Annotated in this window: 13 protein-coding genes and 1 pseudogene; 5 read left to right on the top strand and 9 right to left on the bottom strand. The window is 61.5% G+C overall.

Translation table 11 applies throughout. The features are described 5' to 3' along the window. Positions 1-624: an energy transducer TonB gene (locus NPS56_RS25390; protein ID WP_274077185.1), complete on the bottom strand. Its 624-nt coding sequence runs from the start codon at positions 622-624 to the stop codon at positions 1-3. A 93-nt stretch (positions 625-717) separates the two neighbouring features. Here NPS56_RS25390 and NPS56_RS25385 point away from each other — a divergent pair, with 93 nt between their 5' ends. Continuing rightward, complete coding sequence (locus tag NPS56_RS25385; protein WP_406591885.1) at positions 718-1,500, top strand: class I SAM-dependent methyltransferase; 783 nt, start codon at positions 718-720, stop codon at positions 1,498-1,500. A 122-nt stretch (positions 1,501-1,622) separates the two neighbouring features. Here the strand turns inward: NPS56_RS25385 and NPS56_RS25380 are convergent, their stop codons facing one another. Then, complete coding sequence (locus NPS56_RS25380) at positions 1,623-2,261, bottom strand: TetR/AcrR family transcriptional regulator (RefSeq protein WP_274077184.1); 639 nt, start codon at positions 2,259-2,261, stop codon at positions 1,623-1,625. Between the two features lie 93 nt (positions 2,262-2,354). On the opposite strand from NPS56_RS25380, the gene NPS56_RS25375 reads away from it, so the two are divergent. The 3 genes and pseudogenes from NPS56_RS25375 to NPS56_RS25365 form a co-directional block, all read left to right on the top strand. Beyond that, a complete protein-coding gene (locus tag NPS56_RS25375) occupies positions 2,355-3,455 on the top strand; it encodes an efflux RND transporter periplasmic adaptor subunit (RefSeq protein ID WP_274077183.1) in 1,101 nt (366 codons plus the stop codon). A gap of 6 nt (positions 3,456-3,461) precedes the next feature. Next, positions 3,462-6,527 carry an efflux RND transporter permease subunit gene (locus tag NPS56_RS25370; RefSeq protein ID WP_274077182.1) on the top strand — a complete coding sequence of 1,022 codons (3,066 nt, stop codon included), beginning with the start codon at positions 3,462-3,464 and terminating at the stop codon, positions 6,525-6,527. A 316-nt stretch (positions 6,528-6,843) separates the two neighbouring features. Next, positions 6,844-7,386, top strand: a pseudogene (locus NPS56_RS25365) (Fic family protein); the annotation flags it as partial. A 61-nt stretch (positions 7,387-7,447) separates the two neighbouring features. On the opposite strand, the gene NPS56_RS25360 reads toward NPS56_RS25365, so the two are convergent. The 3 genes from NPS56_RS25360 to plsB all read right to left on the bottom strand — a co-directional run bounded on the left by NPS56_RS25360 (position 7,448) and on the right by plsB (position 11,243). Further along, positions 7,448-8,131 carry a DUF4197 domain-containing protein gene (locus tag NPS56_RS25360; protein WP_274077181.1) on the bottom strand — a complete coding sequence of 228 codons (684 nt, stop codon included), beginning with the start codon at positions 8,129-8,131 and terminating at the stop codon, positions 7,448-7,450. A 109-nt stretch (positions 8,132-8,240) separates the two neighbouring features. Then, a complete protein-coding gene (locus tag NPS56_RS25355; RefSeq protein WP_274077180.1) occupies positions 8,241-8,606 on the bottom strand; it encodes a YbaY family lipoprotein in 366 nt (121 codons plus the stop codon). A 138-nt stretch (positions 8,607-8,744) separates the two neighbouring features. Further along, complete coding sequence (gene plsB, locus NPS56_RS25350; RefSeq protein ID WP_274077179.1) at positions 8,745-11,243, bottom strand: glycerol-3-phosphate 1-O-acyltransferase PlsB; 2,499 nt, start codon at positions 11,241-11,243, stop codon at positions 8,745-8,747. A 166-nt stretch (positions 11,244-11,409) separates the two neighbouring features. Between plsB and NPS56_RS25345 the strand changes: the two genes are divergently transcribed. Then, positions 11,410-11,619 (top strand): cold-shock protein, encoded by a 210-nt coding sequence (locus tag NPS56_RS25345; RefSeq protein ID WP_008035470.1) that lies wholly within the window; start codon positions 11,410-11,412, stop codon positions 11,617-11,619. A gap of 134 nt (positions 11,620-11,753) precedes the next feature. Here the strand turns inward: NPS56_RS25345 and NPS56_RS25340 are convergent, their stop codons facing one another. The 4 genes from NPS56_RS25340 to NPS56_RS25325 all read right to left on the bottom strand — a co-directional run bounded on the left by NPS56_RS25340 (position 11,754) and on the right by NPS56_RS25325 (position 16,988). Further along, positions 11,754-12,131: a hypothetical protein gene (locus NPS56_RS25340; protein WP_046816499.1), complete on the bottom strand. Its 378-nt coding sequence runs from the start codon at positions 12,129-12,131 to the stop codon at positions 11,754-11,756. 84 nt (positions 12,132-12,215) lie between these two features. Continuing rightward, the gene (locus NPS56_RS25335; protein ID WP_274077178.1) at positions 12,216-13,025 is read right to left on the bottom strand and encodes a putative RNA methyltransferase; all 810 of its coding nucleotides are present in this window, start codon (positions 13,023-13,025) and stop codon (positions 12,216-12,218) included. After that, positions 13,025-14,176, bottom strand: coding sequence for a succinyl-diaminopimelate desuccinylase (dapE, locus tag NPS56_RS25330; RefSeq protein WP_274077177.1), 1,152 nt, complete (start codon positions 14,174-14,176; stop codon positions 13,025-13,027). Before dapE ends, NPS56_RS25335 begins: the two co-directional genes overlap by 1 nt. 220 nt (positions 14,177-14,396) lie before the next feature. Then, a complete protein-coding gene (locus NPS56_RS25325; RefSeq protein ID WP_274077176.1) occupies positions 14,397-16,988 on the bottom strand; it encodes a glycosyltransferase in 2,592 nt (863 codons plus the stop codon). Positions 16,989-17,002: the final 14 nt, after the last annotated feature.

Genomic DNA, 17,002 nt, shown 5'->3' with positions numbered 1-17,002 from the left:
TCAGGCGGCCAGGCGCAGGTTCTGCAGCACGATCGGGCGTGCCCAGCGGCTGTCGAAATCGAGCTGTTTCTGTTGCTCCACCATCTCTTCGGGCGAGAATGGCGGGAAGGGCTTGTCCAGCAGCTCGAGTTCGAACTCGGCGATGGGCAGGTGCAGCGCCCGCGGTTGCGGCGCCGGGCCAGTTTCTGGCAACGGTTGGCCGGCGGTGAGCACGATCGGGCGCACCCAGCCGCTCTCGAAGTCCTGCTGTTTTTGCTGGGCAACGATTTCTTCAGGCGGGAAGGGCGGGAACGGCTTGTCGGCCAGGTCCATTTCGAATTCGGCAATCGGCAGGAACAGCGGCTCGGGCGGACGAACTTCGTTGTCTTTCACATCGCATTCGCGCTGGGAAACGATGTGGGCCAGCAGGTCGCTGCCTACGGTGGGCTCAACCGGGCTGTCGAGGTCGACCGGGGGAAAATTCAACGATTCAGGCAGCACTGCTTCACCCGACTGATCGGCCAGCGCACGGGCAAAGAAATCCTGCCACAGGTGACTGACGCCGCTCAGCGCCTGGGTGTTGCGCAGGTTGTAATCGCCGTAGGGCGAGATAAAACCTGTGATTGTGGGTTGAATGTCTGACATTTCTCTCGGTCGACGCTCAGCTCTGGCAAAATGCTCGATAGTTTTGTTATCGGCCGTTTTTGCCGATCATTAATTTTTTGAGCGTGTTTTCCGATGATTGATCAACCAGCGGCCTGCCGCATCCATGTCGAGGCGCTGGGTGCGGCCTTCGAGCCCCAGGCCGAGCAATGGGCCGAGCGCCTGGGCCTGCCGCTGCAAGTGGCGGACGGCGAGTTCGCGTTGCAGGTGGGTGACCAGGGTTTGCAGCTGCAACAGCTGGGGCCGGACGCGCCCGGCCCGGTGCGGGTGGATTTCGTCGAGGGTGGCGCGGCGCATCGCCGGTTGTACGGTGGCGGTAGCGGGCAGATGATCGCCAAGGCCGTCGGTATCGCCCAGGGCGTTCGCCCGCGTGTGCTGGATGCCACCGCCGGGCTGGGCAAGGATGCGTTCGTGCTGGCGAGCCTGGGCTGCGAGATGAGCCTGATCGAGCGTCAGCCCTTGATCGGTGCCTTGCTCGAAGATGGCCTGGCCCGGGGCGCGGAAGATTTCGACGTGGCGCCCATCGTGGCGCGCATGCGCTTGCTCAAGGGCAACTCGATCGAGGTGATGCGCAATTGGGAGGGGGAGCCGCCGCAGGTGATCTACCTCGACCCGATGTTCCCCCATCGTGAGAAAACCGCCCTGGTGAAGAAGGAAATGCGCCTGTTCCGGCCGCTGGTGGGGGATGATCCGGATGCGCCGGCCTTGCTCGAAGCGGCGTTGGCGCTGGCCACCCACCGGGTGGTGGTGAAGCGCCCGCGCAAGGCGCCGTGCATCGAAGGGCCGAAGCCGAGTCATGCGCTGGATGGCAAGTCCAGCCGGTATGACATCTATCCGAAGAAGGCGCTCAAGCCGTAAGACCGAGTCGCCTGCTTCGCGAGCAAGCCCGCTCCCACAGGGATTTGTGTAACGCCTCGGCCCCCTGTGGGAGCGGGCTTGCTCGCGAATACGCCGGCACAATCACTACAAATCCATCAGGCTCACTCAGGCCGATAAGCCCGCATGAACAACCCCACCACTTCCTGCACATGGCTCTCCGCCGCATCGCCGGTCAACGGCTCGCCGCAACCGTAAAGCAACCGGAAATTCGCCGCGCCCTTGAGCAGGCAGAAGAAGTGCTCCGCCGCATTGCGCGGTTTATCGATACTCAACACACCACTCTCGTCGATCCGCGCCAGCAACCGCTCCATGCCGTGCAGCATGCGCTGTGGCCCGGCCTCGAAGAAGATCAGCGAGAGTTTCGGGTCCTGGCTGCCCAGGGCCATGATCAACCGGTGCAGGTTCACCGACTCGTCGCTGTTGATCAGCTGGTGAAAGCCGCGGGCGATATTCAGCAGCACCGTTTCCACTGCCACGCCTTCCGGCAACTCAAAGAACAGCGACGGCAATTGCTCCTCGCACTTGGCCACCACGGCAGCGGAGAACAGCGTCTCCTTGTCGTTGAAGTGGCTGTAGACCGTCAGCTTCGACACCCCGGCCTGCGCTGCAACGGCATCCATGCTGGTGTTGGCATAACCCTTGGTCAGAAACAGCGTCTTCGCTGCATCGAGGATCGCCTGGCGCTTGGCCAGATCCTTGGGGCGGCCCGGGCCATTGGGTGCTGAAAGATTGTTCGGCATATTCGCTTTTATTACTGGACTGGTGAGTTTGCTATTAATAACATACTCGTCAGTATAATTATTCCAAGCACCATTGGCGAAAGGTCCTTCACCATGTTCCGCTATGCCTTGCCCCTCGCGTTGCCAGTCAGCCTGGCGTTCTTATTGACCGCGTGTGGTCACGAGGAGGCGCCCGTGGCCAGCGTGCGCCCGGCCATGGTGATCCAGCCAGAGCCTTCGGCCCAGGCGATGGAAAGTTATCCCGGTGAAGTGCGCGCCCGTTTTGAACCGGACCTGGCGTTCCGCATTGGCGGCAAAGTCAGCCGACGACTGGTCGACGAAGGGCAGCGGGTCAAGGCCGATCAACCACTGGCAGAACTCGACCCCCAGGACGTGCGCCTGCAACTGGAAGCCACCCGCGCCCAGGTCGCGGCCGCCGAGGCCAACCTGAACATGGTGCGCGCCGAACGTGATCGTTACAAAACGCTGATGGAGCGGCAGCTGGTCAGCCGCTCGCAGTACGACAATCACGAAAACCTGTACCGCTCCGGTGAAGCGCGCCTTAAACAGATCAAGGCCGAATTCAACGTCTCGACCAACCAGGCCAGTTACGCGGTATTGCGCGCGCCGCAGGATGGCATCGTTGCCAAGCGTGCGGTGGAAGTCGGGCAAGTGGTCGCGGCCGGGCAAACAGTGTTCACCCTGGCCACCGATGGCGAGCGTGAAGTGTTGATCAGCCTGCCGGAGCAGAGCTTCGGCCGCTTCAAGGTCGGCCAGCCGGTGGCAGTGGAGTTGTGGACGCAACCGGATCAACGCTTCGCCGGACACATCCGCGAGCTGTCGCCGGCCGCTGATCCCAAGTCCCGCACCTTCGCTGCACGTATCGCCTTCAATGCCGGCAAGGTGCCGGCCGAACTCGGCCAGAGCGCCCGTGTCTTCGTGCAGACGGCCGAAGCCGTGGCGTTGTCGGTGCCACTGTCGGCGCTGACTGCAGAAAACGGCGTGACCTACGTCTGGGTCGTCAGCGCCAACAACACCTTGAAGAAGACCCCGGTGCGGGTCGGCGCCTTCGGTGAGAAAACCGTTCCGGTGCTCGAGGGCCTCAATGCCAGCGACTGGGTGGTGGCCGCCGGCGTCCATGTGCTTCTCGACGGGCAGGCCGTACGCCCGGTGGATCGCTCCAACCGCGTGGTCAATCTGGCGGACAAGGAGTAATCCCCGATGGGTTTCAATCTTTCCGCCTGGGCACTGCGCAATCGCCAGATCGTCCTGTTCCTGATGCTCTTGCTGGCGATCGTCGGCGCATTGTCCTACACCAAGCTGGGTCAAAGCGAAGACCCGCCCTTCACCTTCAAGGCCATGGTGATCCGCACCAACTGGCCGGGAGCAACGGCGCAGGAAGTCTCGCGCCAGGTCACCGAACGCATTGAAAAGAAGCTGATGGAAACCGGCGAGTACGAGCGCATCGTGTCGTTCTCCCGCCCCGGTGAATCCCAGGTAACCTTCATCGCCCGTGACTCCATGCACTCGGTGGATATCCCGGAACTCTGGTATCAGGTGCGCAAGAAGGTCAGCGACATTCGTCATACCCTGCCGCCGGGTATCCAGGGGCCGTTCTTCAACGATGAATTCGGCACCACCTTCGGCAATATCTACGCACTGACCGGCGAAGGTTTCGATTACGCCGTGCTCAAGGACTACGCCGACCGCATCCAGATCCAGCTGCAGCGGGTCAAGGATGTAGGCAAGGTCGACCTGCTCGGTTTGCAGGACGAGAAGATCTGGATCGAGCTGTCCAACGTCAAGCTCGCCACCCTCGGGCTGCCCTTGGCGGCGGTGCAACAAGCCCTTGAAGAACAGAATGCGGTGTCCACCGCGGGGTTCTTTGAAACCACCAGCGAGCGATTGCAGCTACGGGTCTCGGGGAATTTTCAGACGGTAGAGGAGATCAAGAACTTCCCGATTCGCGTCGGCGATCGGACGTTCCGCATCTCGGATGTCGCGAACGTGCGTCGCGGGTTCAACGATCCACCGGCTCCGCGCATGCGCTTCATGGCTGAAGACGCCATCGGCCTGGCGGTGGCGATGAAGGACGGTGGTGACATCCTGGTGCTGGGCAAGGCCCTGGAAATCGAGTTTGCCCGTATCCAGAAGAATCTCCCGGCCGGCATGCAATTGCGCAAGGTCTCCGACCAACCGGCCGCGGTGAAAACCGGGGTCGGCGAGTTCGTCCAGGTGTTGGTCGAAGCGCTGGCCATCGTGTTGCTGGTGAGCTTCTTCTCCCTCGGTGTGCGCACCGGCATGGTGGTGGCCCTGGCCATTCCGCTGGTGCTGGCGATGACGTTCGCCTGCATGTATTACCTGGGGATCGGCCTGCACAAGATTTCCCTCGGCGCACTGGTGCTGGCGCTGGGCTTGCTGGTGGACGACGCCATCATCGCCGTGGAAATGATGGCGATCAAAATGGAGCAGGGCTTCGACCGGATCAAGGCGGCGAGCTATGCCTGGACCAGCACCGCCTTCCCGATGCTCACCGGTACGCTGATCACCGCCGCCGGTTTCCTGCCGATCGCCACCGCGCAATCGGGCACAGGCGAATACACCCGTTCGATCTTCGAAGTGGTGACCATTGCGCTGCTGGCATCCTGGGTGGCGGCGGTGCTCTTCGTGCCGTACCTGGGGGAAAAACTCCTGCCGGACCTGGCGAAAATTCATGCAGCCAAACACGGAGCCGGCCAACCCGATCCTTACGCTACGCCGTTTTATCAGCGCGTTCGGCGTCTGGTGGAATGGTGCGTGCGCTGGCGTAAAACCGTGATCACCGCGACCGTGGTGCTGTTCATTGCCTCCATCGTGCTGTTCCGCTTCGTGCCGCAACAGTTCTTCCCGGCCTCCGGCCGTCTGGAGTTGATGGTCGACCTGAAGCTGGCCGAAGGCGCATCCCTGAGCAATACGGCCGAAGAGGTCAAGCGCCTCGAAGCGTTGCTCAAGGACAAAGCCGGGATCGACAACTACGTGGCCTACGTCGGCACCGGTTCACCGCGTTTTTACCTGCCATTGGATCAGCAGCTGCCCGCCGCGAGCTTCGCCCAGTTTGTCGTCCTGGCGAAAACCATCGAGGATCGCGAACCCCTGCGCACCTGGCTGATCACCACCCTCAACGAACAATTCCCGGCCTTGCGCTCGCGGGTCACGCGCCTGGAAAACGGCCCGCCGGTTGGCTATCCGGTGCAATTCCGGGTGACCGGTGAGCACATCGAGGAAGTCCGCGCACTGGCCCGAAAAGTCGCGGCCAAGGTTCGCGAAAACCCCCATGTGGTCAACGTCCACCTGGACTGGGAAGAGCCGAGCAAGGTGGTGTACCTGAACATCGATCAGGACCGTGCGCGGGCCCTGGGGGTGAGCACGGCGAACCTGTCGAAGTTTTTGCAGAGCTCGCTGACCGGTTCCAGCGTCAGCCAGTACCGCGAAGACAACGAGTTGATCGAGATCCTGTTGCGCGGCACCTTGCACGAGCGCACCGAGCTGTCGCTGCTGCCAAGCCTGGCGGTGCCGACCGACAATGGCCGCAGCGTGGCCCTGTCGCAGATTGCGACCCTGGAATACGGCTTTGAAGAAGGCGTGATCTGGCACCGCAATCGCCTGCCCAACGTCACCGTGCGTGCCGATATCTATGGCAAGGAACAACCGGCGACTTTGGTGCAACAGATCATGCCGACACTTGATCCGATCCGCGCTGAACTGCCCGACGGCTACTTGCTGGATGTCGGCGGTACCGTGGAAGACTCGGCACGCGGGCAGAACTCGGTGAAGGCTGGCGTGCCGTTGTTCATCGTGGTGGTGTTGACCTTGCTGATGCTGCAGTTGCGCAGTTTCTCACGCACGGCAATGGTGTTCCTGACGGCGCCCTTGGGCTTGATCGGAGTGACGCTGTTCCTGATGGTGTTCCGCCAGCCGTTCGGCTTTGTGGCCATGCTCGGGACCATCGCGTTGTCGGGGATGATCATGCGTAACTCGGTGATCCTGGTGGATCAGATCGAGCAGGACATCGCTGCCGGGTTGAAGCCCTGGCAGGCGATCATCGAGGCCACGGTGCGGCGGTTCCGGCCGATTGTGTTGACCGCGCTGGCGGCTGTTCTGGCGATGATACCGCTGTCGCGCAGTGTGTTCTTCGGGCCGATGGCGGTGGCGATCATGGGTGGTTTGATTGTGGCGACGGCGTTGACGCTGTTGTTTTTGCCGGCATTGTATGCGGCCTGGTTCCGGGTCAAGAAAGAGCCGATCTGACCTTGGGCGGCCTTCGGGCCGACCATTTGCTCGCGGCTGTACCCGATCTACTGTAGGCGCTGGCTTGCCGGCGATGGCGGCCTGACAGCCAACTCGAGCCAGCGGAACTTCCTACAGCCATATCAGAACCGTCCGATATTGAGCCCCAGAGGCCCGGATGTTGTACTCAAGACTCGGTTTCACAAGTTTTGAGACGGCACCAATGAAAAAGCCACCCATGCTGAAGGGGAGGTCGGACCCGGTTTTCGATTTGCTGACAAAATCGCCACACAAGGAACGCCGAAAGCCCGCACAGCGCAGTACGCCAGCCTGTTGCTCGCCGGGGGTTCTGCGGCTCAACGATGACGTGGTGGTGCAGGACGGCCAGGGCAATACGGTTCATGTTCCGCCTCCCGCCGCGGGGCTCGCGGCTCGATTGCGGGTGCTGTCGAGGTGGATCAATCAATCCCATAACGATCCGCATCGCGCGGATTACCTGCACCCGTTGATCAAGGGTATCGCGCTGCATTTCGCGCTGGGTTATGAGCATCCATTTCGTGATGGCAACGGTCGCGTCGCACGGGCGTTGTTCTACTGGTTCATGTTCAAGAATGATTTCTCGGCGTTTCGTTACATCGCGATCAGCGTCTTGCTGCGCAATGCGCCGGTGAAATACGGACGCTCCTATCTCAATAGCGAAGCGGATGACCTGGACCTGACGTACTTCATCGATTTCCAGTGTTGGGTGGTGCTGCGTGCTGTCAGCAGCTTTACCGAGGCTTATAGGAAAAGTCTGGTTAATGCCGAGAGCTTTGATCGTTGGTTGTCGGAGTCCGGTTTTTTTGAGCGGGTAGGAGCTGCCGAAGGCTGCGATCTTTAGATCTTGTTTTTTAAATCAAAATCAAGAGATCGCAGCCTGCGGCAGCTCCTACAGGTGGTTGTTACAGTGTGCCGAATACTTTCTTGGCCAAACTGGTCGCCGCCGCCGCCGGGTTCTGGCGGATGGTTTCTTCCTGTTTGGCAATCATCTCGAACAAGCCGTTCAACGCCTGTTCGGTCACATAGTTCTCGACGTTGGCACTCTTCGCGTCGATCACGCCCATGGTCGCGGCCTGGCCGGCGAACGAGTTGTACTGCTGGGCCAGGCCGACCTGGTCGGTGGCTTGCTTGACGATCGGCAGGAACCTGGCGCGGATCTGTTCGCGGCTGGTCTTGTTCAGGTACTGGGTGGCCGAGTCATTGCCGCCACTGAGGATGCCCTTGGCGTCTGCAACGGACATTTTCTTCACCGCGTCGACGAGGATCGGCTGGGCCTGGGTCACGGCGGTTTCCGCCGCTTTGTTCATGCTGGTTTCCAGTTGATCGACCTGATCACCCATGCCGAACTGTTTCATTTTGCTGGCGACCTTGCCCAGTTTGCCCGGCAGTTCGATCTTCACGTCCGGGTTGTTGCTGAAGCCGCCCGGGGTGCCGAGTTGTTTCACGGCCAGTTGCGCGCCTTGGGTCAGGGCGTCCTTGAGTCCGCCGGTGGCGTCTTTCTGCGACAGGTCAGTGAGGGACAGCGCCATAGCGCTGGCAGAGATCATCAAACCTGCGCACAGGGCGGTAAAACGGATTTTTTTCATGAAGCGGATCCTTGTCATTGGCGCGTGAAGAAGAGCGGCGCCAACGACAATTTAACGGATTTCGCCTGCAATATCGCCTCGCAAACCGATCCAGGCACCTGGCATTACATCAGGCATCCGGCTGCGCGGTTGCGGCGACGTTGTCGACCCGTATGTCCAGTGGCTGCAAATAGTCGACACCCAACTCTACCGGGTAGCGTTCAGTGTTGATGAAGATGAGCCGTCCTTCGTTTTCGATTTGTGCACGGATTGCGTAGGTGTGACCTGGCTGAATATCCGCGGTGCTGTACTCAAGATTGAAACTCAACCCGGCGGTCTCAGCATTGCGGGTAACCTGGGCAGCGAGCTGCCTGGCCGGTGCATCAGCCAGGGAGACGTCCTCCAGGCTGACTTGAAGTGTCGAGTTCGGTGCGAGCCCGATCCTCTGCGGATAGTGAACGGTACCGTTGATGCTCTTGGTGTGTTCGTTGTTCATCATGATTTCCTTATCCAATGATTCGTCGAAGATGACGAGTGCCAAGCATATGGTTGAATTAGCCAAACCCTTGTAGGGGAATTCGGCAAATCCACGACGAATCTTCCTGAACATCCATGTTCAGGGTCGTCAGGAATTTCAGGGCGCGGTGGGTGGCGGTTGATCCGCCGCATCTTCACTGCGATGCAACGCCACCTGGCGGATCGACAAGCGAATCTCCGCCGGCAATACCCGCTTGGCCGCGCCTTCTGCCAGTTCACCGAGCAGTTCGTGGTAGCTCAGCTTGCCGGCTTCGTCGCGCTTGAGCACTTCAAGGTCGAGCATCGTCTGGATGAAGTGGCGGAACAGGCTCTTGTCGAAGAATTCCGGGGCGTTCAGGCCATGCAGGATCGACAGGCGCTGGGCCATGACCGTGCACAGGTCTTCCAGTTCTTCGGCGCTGATGCTGTTCTGGCCGCTGTTGAGCAGCAGGGAGACGGTCATGTAGAAGCGCTGCAAGGTCTGGGCGATGCTTTTCGACAGCAGCGTCAGCAATACGAAATGCCGTGAACTTGGTGCCGGGCGCAGGTAGACGTCGTTCTCGAAGCGCAACAGACCTTGCTCGACGAAGGCTTGCAGCCACTGGTCGATCACCGCATCCAGCTCGTCCAGCGACCAGCGAATGAACAACTCTGCTTGCAGGTAGGGGTACAGCGCACGGGTGTAGCGCAGGATCTGTTCGCGGCTCATGCGCGACGCGCTCTGGAAGAAACTCGCCAGCAGCGCCGGCAGCGCAAAGATGTGCAGCACGTTGTTGCGGTAGTAGGTCATCAGGACGGCGTTCTGCTCGTCCAGATAGAGAATCTTGCCCAAGGCATCGCTCTGCTCGGAGAGCAGGTCCATGTCCTTCACATGCTCGATCAACGCCCGGCCGTCACCTTCCGGCAACGTGGTGTGCGGTGAGTACGGGACTTTGCGCAACAACGCCAGGTACAGGTCGAGCACCCGCGCCATGGCGCGATCGTCCAGGGCCAGGCGGCTGGTGGACAGCAGCGCCAGCGCGACCAGGTTGACCGGGTTGATCGCCGCCGCTTCGTTCAAGTGCTGTGCGACTTTCTCACCGAGGCGGTTGGTGGTTTCGTTGAGCCAGGCGGGTTTGAACTGCGGGCCCAGTTCCTGCTTGCGCCAGTCCGGCTGTTCGCTGTCGAGGAATTCCGCGAGTTTGATCGGCTCACCGAAGTTCACCGCGACCTGACCGAAGCGCTGCTTGAGGGCGCCGATGACTTTGAAGATGTCGAAGATCGATTCTTTCTTCTTGGTCGCGCCACGCAACTCGCCAAGGTAGGTGCGGCCTTCCAGCACGCGCTCGTAACCGATGTACACCGGCACGAAGACGATGGGCATGCGCGACGAGCGCAGGAAGCTGCGCAGGGTGATCGCCAACATCCCGGTCTTCGGCTGCAGCATGCGCCCTGTGCGCGAACGGCCGCCCTCGACGAAGTACTCCACCGGGAAGCCCTTGGTGAACAGGGTATGCAGGTACTCGTTGAACACCGAGGTGTACAGCGGGTTGCCCTTGAACGTGCGGCGCATGAAGAACGCGCCGCCACGGCGCAGCAGGCTGCCGATCACCGGCATGTTCAGGTTGATACCGGCGGCGATGTGCGGCGGGGTCAGGCCGTTGCGAAACAGCAGGTACGACAGCAGCAGGTAGTCGATGTGGCTGCGGTGGCACGGGACGTAGATCACTTCGTGACCCTGGGCGACCTTCTGTACGCCTTCGATGTGGTTGACCTTGATGCCGTCGTAGATCTTGTTCCAGAACCAGCTCAGCACCACTTCCAGGAAACGGATAGCGGTGTAGGTGTAGTCCGAGGCGATCTCGTTGCCATAGCGCAGGGCCTGGGCCTTGGCTTTCTCCGGCGAGATGTTCTCGCGCTCGGCTTCGTCGAGGATCGCTTGCCGGACCAGGGGCTGGTTGACCAGGCCCTTGACCAGGTTGCGTCGGTGGGAAATGTCCGGGCCGATCACTGCGGCCTTCAGGTTGCGGAAGTGCACCCGCAGGATACGCTGGGCCATGCGCACGGTGCGTTCGTGGCCCTTGTTATGGTCGATCAGTTCGCGCAGGTGGATGGGCGCGGAGAACTGCACGCGGGTCTTGCGTCCCAGCACGATGATGCTGAGCAGGCGACGCAGGCGCCCGGTGACCGCCCAGCTGTCGGCGAACAACAGTTTCCATGGACTGTTTTCGCTGTCCGGCGACTGGCCCCAGAACACGCTGACCGGAATGATCTGCGCGTCTTCGGCGGCGTTCTGGCTCAAGGCGCTGACCAGGCGGGTCAGGGTGGGTGGCGCGCCGCGCTTGTCCTGGCGGCCGAGCCAGTCCGGGTCCGGGGTCAGGTAGAAGAACGCGGCCGGTTCCAGCAGGTTGCCCACCGATACCGGCAACACCGGGCGCGGCAGGCCGGCCTTGGTGCATTCGGTGTCGACCACGGCGAGGTCGGTCAGCGAAGGGTTTTGCAGGACGTAGAACACCGGACGACTGCGGTCGAGGTTGAGGGTGAACGACGACTGGTTGATCGTCTCCGAGCGAACCCAGAGGTACAACAGTCGGCGCAGGGTGCCAAACACAAGACGGCGGAACGGGGAGCGGGTCATACGGCTTCTGCGTGAGTGAATAAAACCGAGCGGTTGCTCGGGCGCTCGATAGTGTGCCGTATTCATCGAAAATCGGCAAAAAAGCGGTCAACCAATCTGTAGTTGAGAGTTTCTGTGCCTGTCATATACTCGGCCGCTCAAAATAAAAACAACGGGGGTACTGAAAATGGCTACGCGCGAAACCGGCAACGTGAAGTGGTTCAACGACGCCAAGGGCTACGGCTTTATTCAACGCGAGGACGGGGTGGACGTGTTCGTGCATTACCGCGCGATTCGCGGCGAAGGGCATCGTTCGCTGACCGAAGGCCAGCAGGTTGAGTATGGGGTGGTGACTGGCGAGAAGGGTTTGCAGGCTGAGGATGTGGTGGGGCTGTAACCCATTCTTCAGACCACAAAAAAACACTGTGGGAGCGAGCCTGCTCGCGATGAGGCCGTGTCAGTCGACATCAACGTTGACTGATCCACCGCAATCGCGAGCAGGCTCGCTCCCACAGGTTTTGCGTATAGCTATTAAGCAGTTTTCCAGGTGATCTCTTCTTCACCATCGGCGCTGATGCGAATCCAGCGATCCGCCGTCTCTTCACCTTCTTCCTCGACCCAGCTACCTGGTGCGCAGCGCACTTCGACGTTCAGCGCGGCAAACGCGGCGCGAGCGCAGGCGATGTCGTCGTCCCACGGCGTCTGGTCGCTTTCCAGGTACAGGCTGTTCCACTTTCCTACGGCTTTTGGCAACCAGGTCACCGGCACATTGCCCGCCTTGCACTTGTAGGTCTGGCCTTTCTGTACCCAGTCGGTGCACGGGCCCAGTGCAGTGCCGAGCCAGGCCGAGATGGCCTTGTGGTCGACGTCGGCGTCTTTCAGGTAAATCTCGATATCGGGTTGGCGCATGGATGTCCTCACTGCGTGTCTGAAAAATCCATTCGCGGATTTAGCCGGCCTCGGGCCGTTGCCCAAGGCCAAAAATGTTTGAAGTTATTGAAGTACGAAATAATCGTAGCGCATCGATACGGTGACCTCGAAGGGTTCGACCTGCTCGATCACCGCTGCCCGGCGTTCGGCACTCGCACGCCAGCCGTGGGGCGTCATGGCCAGCAGGTTCGCCCGGTCCTGGCCGCTGGTGAGCGTCAGTTTGAAGGTCAGGGTTTCACTGTGCGCCAGCGCCATGCCTTCGGGCACCAGGTCCAGGTGCTTGTCGTCGATGTACTCGCGCACTTCGTCGTACAGCCGCTCGCGTAATTCCATCAGGTGGCCGCTGGTCGGTCCGACTTTCATCAGGCCGCCGCCGGGGCTGAGCAGGCGTTTGGCTTCGTCCCAATCCAGCGGGCTGAAGACGCTGGCGAGGAACTGACAGCTGCCCGACGCCAGCGGTACGCGGGCCATGCTGGCGATCAACCAGGTGAGCCCGGGATTGCGTTTGCACGCACGCTTGACCGCTTCCCGGGAAATGTCCAGGGCGTAGCCGTCGGCCTCCGGCAAGGCGTCGGCGATCTGCGCGGTGTAGTAACCCTCGCCACAGCCGATGTCGACCCAGCGCTGTGGCGCGTAACTGGCCGCCAGCTCCGCCAGGCGCCTGGCCACCGGCGCGTAATGGCCGGCGTTGAGGAAGTCGCGGCGGGCTTCGACCATTGCCTGGTTATCCCCAGGGTCGCGGCTGTTCTTGTGCTGCACCGGCAACAGGTTCAGGTAACCCTGGCGCGCGCGGTCGAAACGATGCCCGGCGGGGCAGGCCACGCCGTTGTCCACCGCGCCCAGCGGTTCGCTGCAGATCGGACACGCGAGCATCAGGCGAGCAACTTGATCAGGGTCTGGTAGTAAATCTCGGTCAGCACGTCGAGGTCAGCCGCCAGTACGCGCTCGTTGACCTGGTGGATGGTCGCGTTGACCGGCCCCAGTTCGACTACTTGCGTGCCCATGGTGGCGATGAAGCGGCCGTCGGAGGTGCCCCCACTGGTGGACGCCTTGGTGTCCCGACCGGTGATGTCCTTGATGCTCGACGACACCGCATCGAGCAGCGCGCCCGGCTCGGTGAGGAACGGCAGGCCGGACAATGCCCAGTCGATGTGCCAGTCCAGGCCGTGCTTGTCGAGGATGTCGGCGACGCGCTTTTGCAGGCCTTCGACGGTGGATTCGGTGGAGAAGCGGAAGTTGAACACGGCGACCAGGTCACCCGGGATGACGTTGGTCGCGCCGGTGCCGGAGTTGACGTTGGAAATCTGGAAACTGGTCGGCGGGAAGAAGTTGTTGCCATGGTCCCAGTGCTCGGCGGCGAGTTCCGCGAGGGCCGGGGCGGCGAGGTGGATCGGGTTCTTCGCCAGGTGCGGATAGGCCACGTGGCCCTGCACACCGCGTACGGTCAGCTTGGCACCGAGTGAGCCGCGACGGCCATTCTTGACCACGTCACCGACCAGGGTGGTGCTCGACGGTTCGCCGACGATGCACCAGTCCAGACGCTCCTTGCGCGCAGCCAGGCGCTCAACCACTGCCTTGGTGCCGTGATGCGCCGGGCCTTCTTCATCACTGGTGATCAGGAAGGCGACCTTGCCTGTGTGATCCGGGTAGTCGGCGACGAAACGCTCGGCGGCCACGGTCATCGATGCCAGGCTGCCTTTCATGTCCGCCGCGCCACGGCCGCAGAGCATGCCGTGCTCGTCGATCACCGCATTGAACGGGTCGATCTGCCAGGCCGTTACCGGGCCCGTCGGTACCACGTCGGTGTGGCCGGCGAAGCACAGCACCGGGCCGTCGTGTTTGCCGTGGGTGGCCCAGAAGTTATCCACATCTTCGATGCGCATCGGTTCCAGGGCAAAACCGGCATCGCCCAGGCGCTGCATCATCTGCTTCTGGCAATCGGCGTCGACCGGGGTCACGGACGGACGGCGGATCAGGTCGATGGCGAGTTGAAGGGTCGGCGAAAGGTCGGCGTGGGCCGTCATGGAAAACTCCGGAGATCATGAATATGGGCGCGGACTGAATGTGGGAGCCAGCCTGCTGGCGATGGCGGTGTGGCAGTCAACATAAACGGTGATTGTTACATTGCCATCGCCAGCAGGCTGGCTCCCACAGGGATGGATATCACGCCAAGCCCCGCAAAATGGCGGTTATCTTAAAGCAAAACGGCGACCATTGGCCGCCGTTTAGTGTATCCGGCCTTATTTAGACCACGGGTGCCGCTTGCGCTTCGACCGACGGCTTGGGCAGCGACGACAGGAACGCCATGATCAGCGCGGCCAGGTACGGCAGCGACTGCACCAGCAACATGGTCACCCAGAAGCGCATGTCGTTGCTCGGCATGCCGTTCACCAGGTAGATCCCCAGGGCCGCGCCCCACAGCAGCAGCATGATGAACACTTCTTCGCGGGCCTCGGAAATCGCCACCCAGAAGCCGTGGTTATCGGCATTCTTCGGCGTGCGGAAGAACGGAATGCTGCTGGTGAAGAAGCCGTACAACACCGCCTTGGCGATAGTGTGCGACAACGCCAGCCCGGCCAGCGCCGCGCAGAAGGCATCCTTGAGGTTCACGCCCACCGCGCGACGGTAGAGGAAGATGATCTTGCCGACCTTGAACACGAACAGCGCCAGGGGCGGGATGGCGAAAATCAGCAGCGGCGGGTCGACCCGTTGCGGCACGATGATCATCGCCGCCGACCACAACAGCGCGCCGACGGTAAAGAAGATGTTCATGCCATCGGCCACCCATGGCAGCCAGCCCGCGAGGAAGTGGTAGCGCTGGCCGCGCGTCAGCTCGGTGTCCTTGCCGCGCAGCAGGCTGCGGGTGTGACGCTTGATGATCTGGATCGCGCCGTAGGCCCAGCGGAAACGCTGTTTCTTGAAGTCGATGAAGGTATCAGGCATCAAGCCTTTGCCGTAGCTGTCGTGGTAATAGGCCGCCGACAGGCCTTTTTCGAACACCCGCAGGCCCAGCTCGGCGTCTTCACAGATGCACCAGTCGGCCCAGCCCAATTCTTCGAGCACCGAGCGACGGGTCATGGTCATGGTGCCGTGCTGGATGATCGCGTCACGGTCGTTGCGGGTGACCATGCCGATGTGGAAGAAACCTTTGTACTCGGCGTAGCAGAGCTTCTTGAAGGTACTTTCGTTCTGGTCGCGGTAGTCCTGCGGCGACTGCACCACGGCGATCTTCGGATCGGCGAAGTGCGGCACCATGTGCTTGAGCCAGTTGGGGTGCACGCAATAATCGGAATCGATCACCGCGATCACTTCGGCATCCTTGGCGGTGTGCGGAATCAGGTAGTTCAGCGCGCCGCCCTTGAAACCGGCCAGGGGCGCGACGTGGAAGAACTTGAAGCGCGGGCCGAGGGTTGCGCAGTAATCGCGCACCGGCTCCCAGACCGCCGGGTCCTTGGTATTGTTGTCGATGATCAGGACTTCGAAGTCCGGATAGTCGAGGTTGGCCAGGGCGTTGAGGGTCTGTTTGACCATCTCCGGCGGTTCGTTGTAGCACGGCACGTGGATCGACACTTTCGGACGGTAGCTGGAGTCGCCTTCCACCGGCAGGAACTCGCGCCGGCGCTTGTGCACCCACACGGCTTCGGCCAGTTCATGGGCCTCGGTCAGCAACACGATGAACACCCCGAGCGCACCGAGGGCGAGCAGGAACCCCACGGTCAGGCTGAACCAGGTGCTGTATTGCAGGCTGTAGTCATAACCGATCCACACCAGCACCGAACCGCAGAGGAACGCGATGAAGGTCAGGAAGGTGCGTCCACGCTGGCGCAACGCCGAGCCGTCGATCATCAACAGGGTCAACGACAGCAGGGCCAGCACCACCGAACCGACGGCCAGCACGCGCCATTGCGGAATGGCGACCACCGGGCCTTCGAAGTTGAATTTCTGTTGGCGCGCGGCGTTGAACACGCCCCAATAAGCACCCACCGAGCCTTCGTCACTGGCCTTCCACGGCTGGTCGAAGGCTTCGATCACGAAGTAGTTGAAGCCCTGGCGGTTGAGCTTGTTGACCAGGGTTCGCAGGTAGATCGCCTGGTCTGCCGGCGACGCATCGGCGCCCCCGCGCATGCGGCCGTTGCTCGGCCAGCCCACTTCGGAGAGCAGCAGCGGTTTTTTCGGGAACATCTTTTTCAGGTCGCGGGCGCGGTCGAGGACGAACTGCCCGGCCTTGTCCATCGGGATGAATTCCCAGTACGGCAGCACGTGGGCGGCGATCAGGTCGACGTGCTTGGCCAGTTCCGGGTGCTCTTCCCAGACGTGCCACTGTTCGGACGTGGTCACCGGCACTTTCACGGCAGCGCGGACGCGGTCGAGCATGACGCTGAGTTCCTGGGCGGTGATTTCCTTGCGGAAGATCGCTTCGTTACCGACCACCACGCGAACCACACTGCGTGAGGTGTTGGCGATTTCGATGGCGCGGGTGATTTCGCGCTCGTTGCGCTCCTGGTCCGGGCTGATCCAGATCCCCAGGGTCACGCGCAGGCCAAACTCTTCCGCCAGCTTGGGAATGTTCTCCAGCGTACCGTCGACCGAGTAAGTACGGATGTTGTCCGTCAACTTGCTCATGATCTCCAGGTCACGACGCATTTGATCGTCGGTCGGGTACTGCTCTTTCTGCGGGAATTGACCCTGCTGGAAAGGTGAGTACGAGAAGCCGGAGATCTGTTCGGGCCAGTTGGGGGCGGTCACCGGGCGGTTGATCAGCGCCCAGAAGCCGGTAAACAAGGCAGCGATGGCGAGCACCACCACCAGGTTGAGTCCAAATTTACGCGATGACATAGTTATTTCGGGTT

It is taken from the genome of Pseudomonas putida, assembly GCF_028682635.1.
Classification (GTDB): domain Bacteria; phylum Pseudomonadota; class Gammaproteobacteria; order Pseudomonadales; family Pseudomonadaceae; genus Aquipseudomonas; species Aquipseudomonas putida_AE.
The sequence above is the reverse complement of the archived record's forward strand: the minus strand, read 5'-3'. Positions and strand labels throughout refer to the sequence as shown.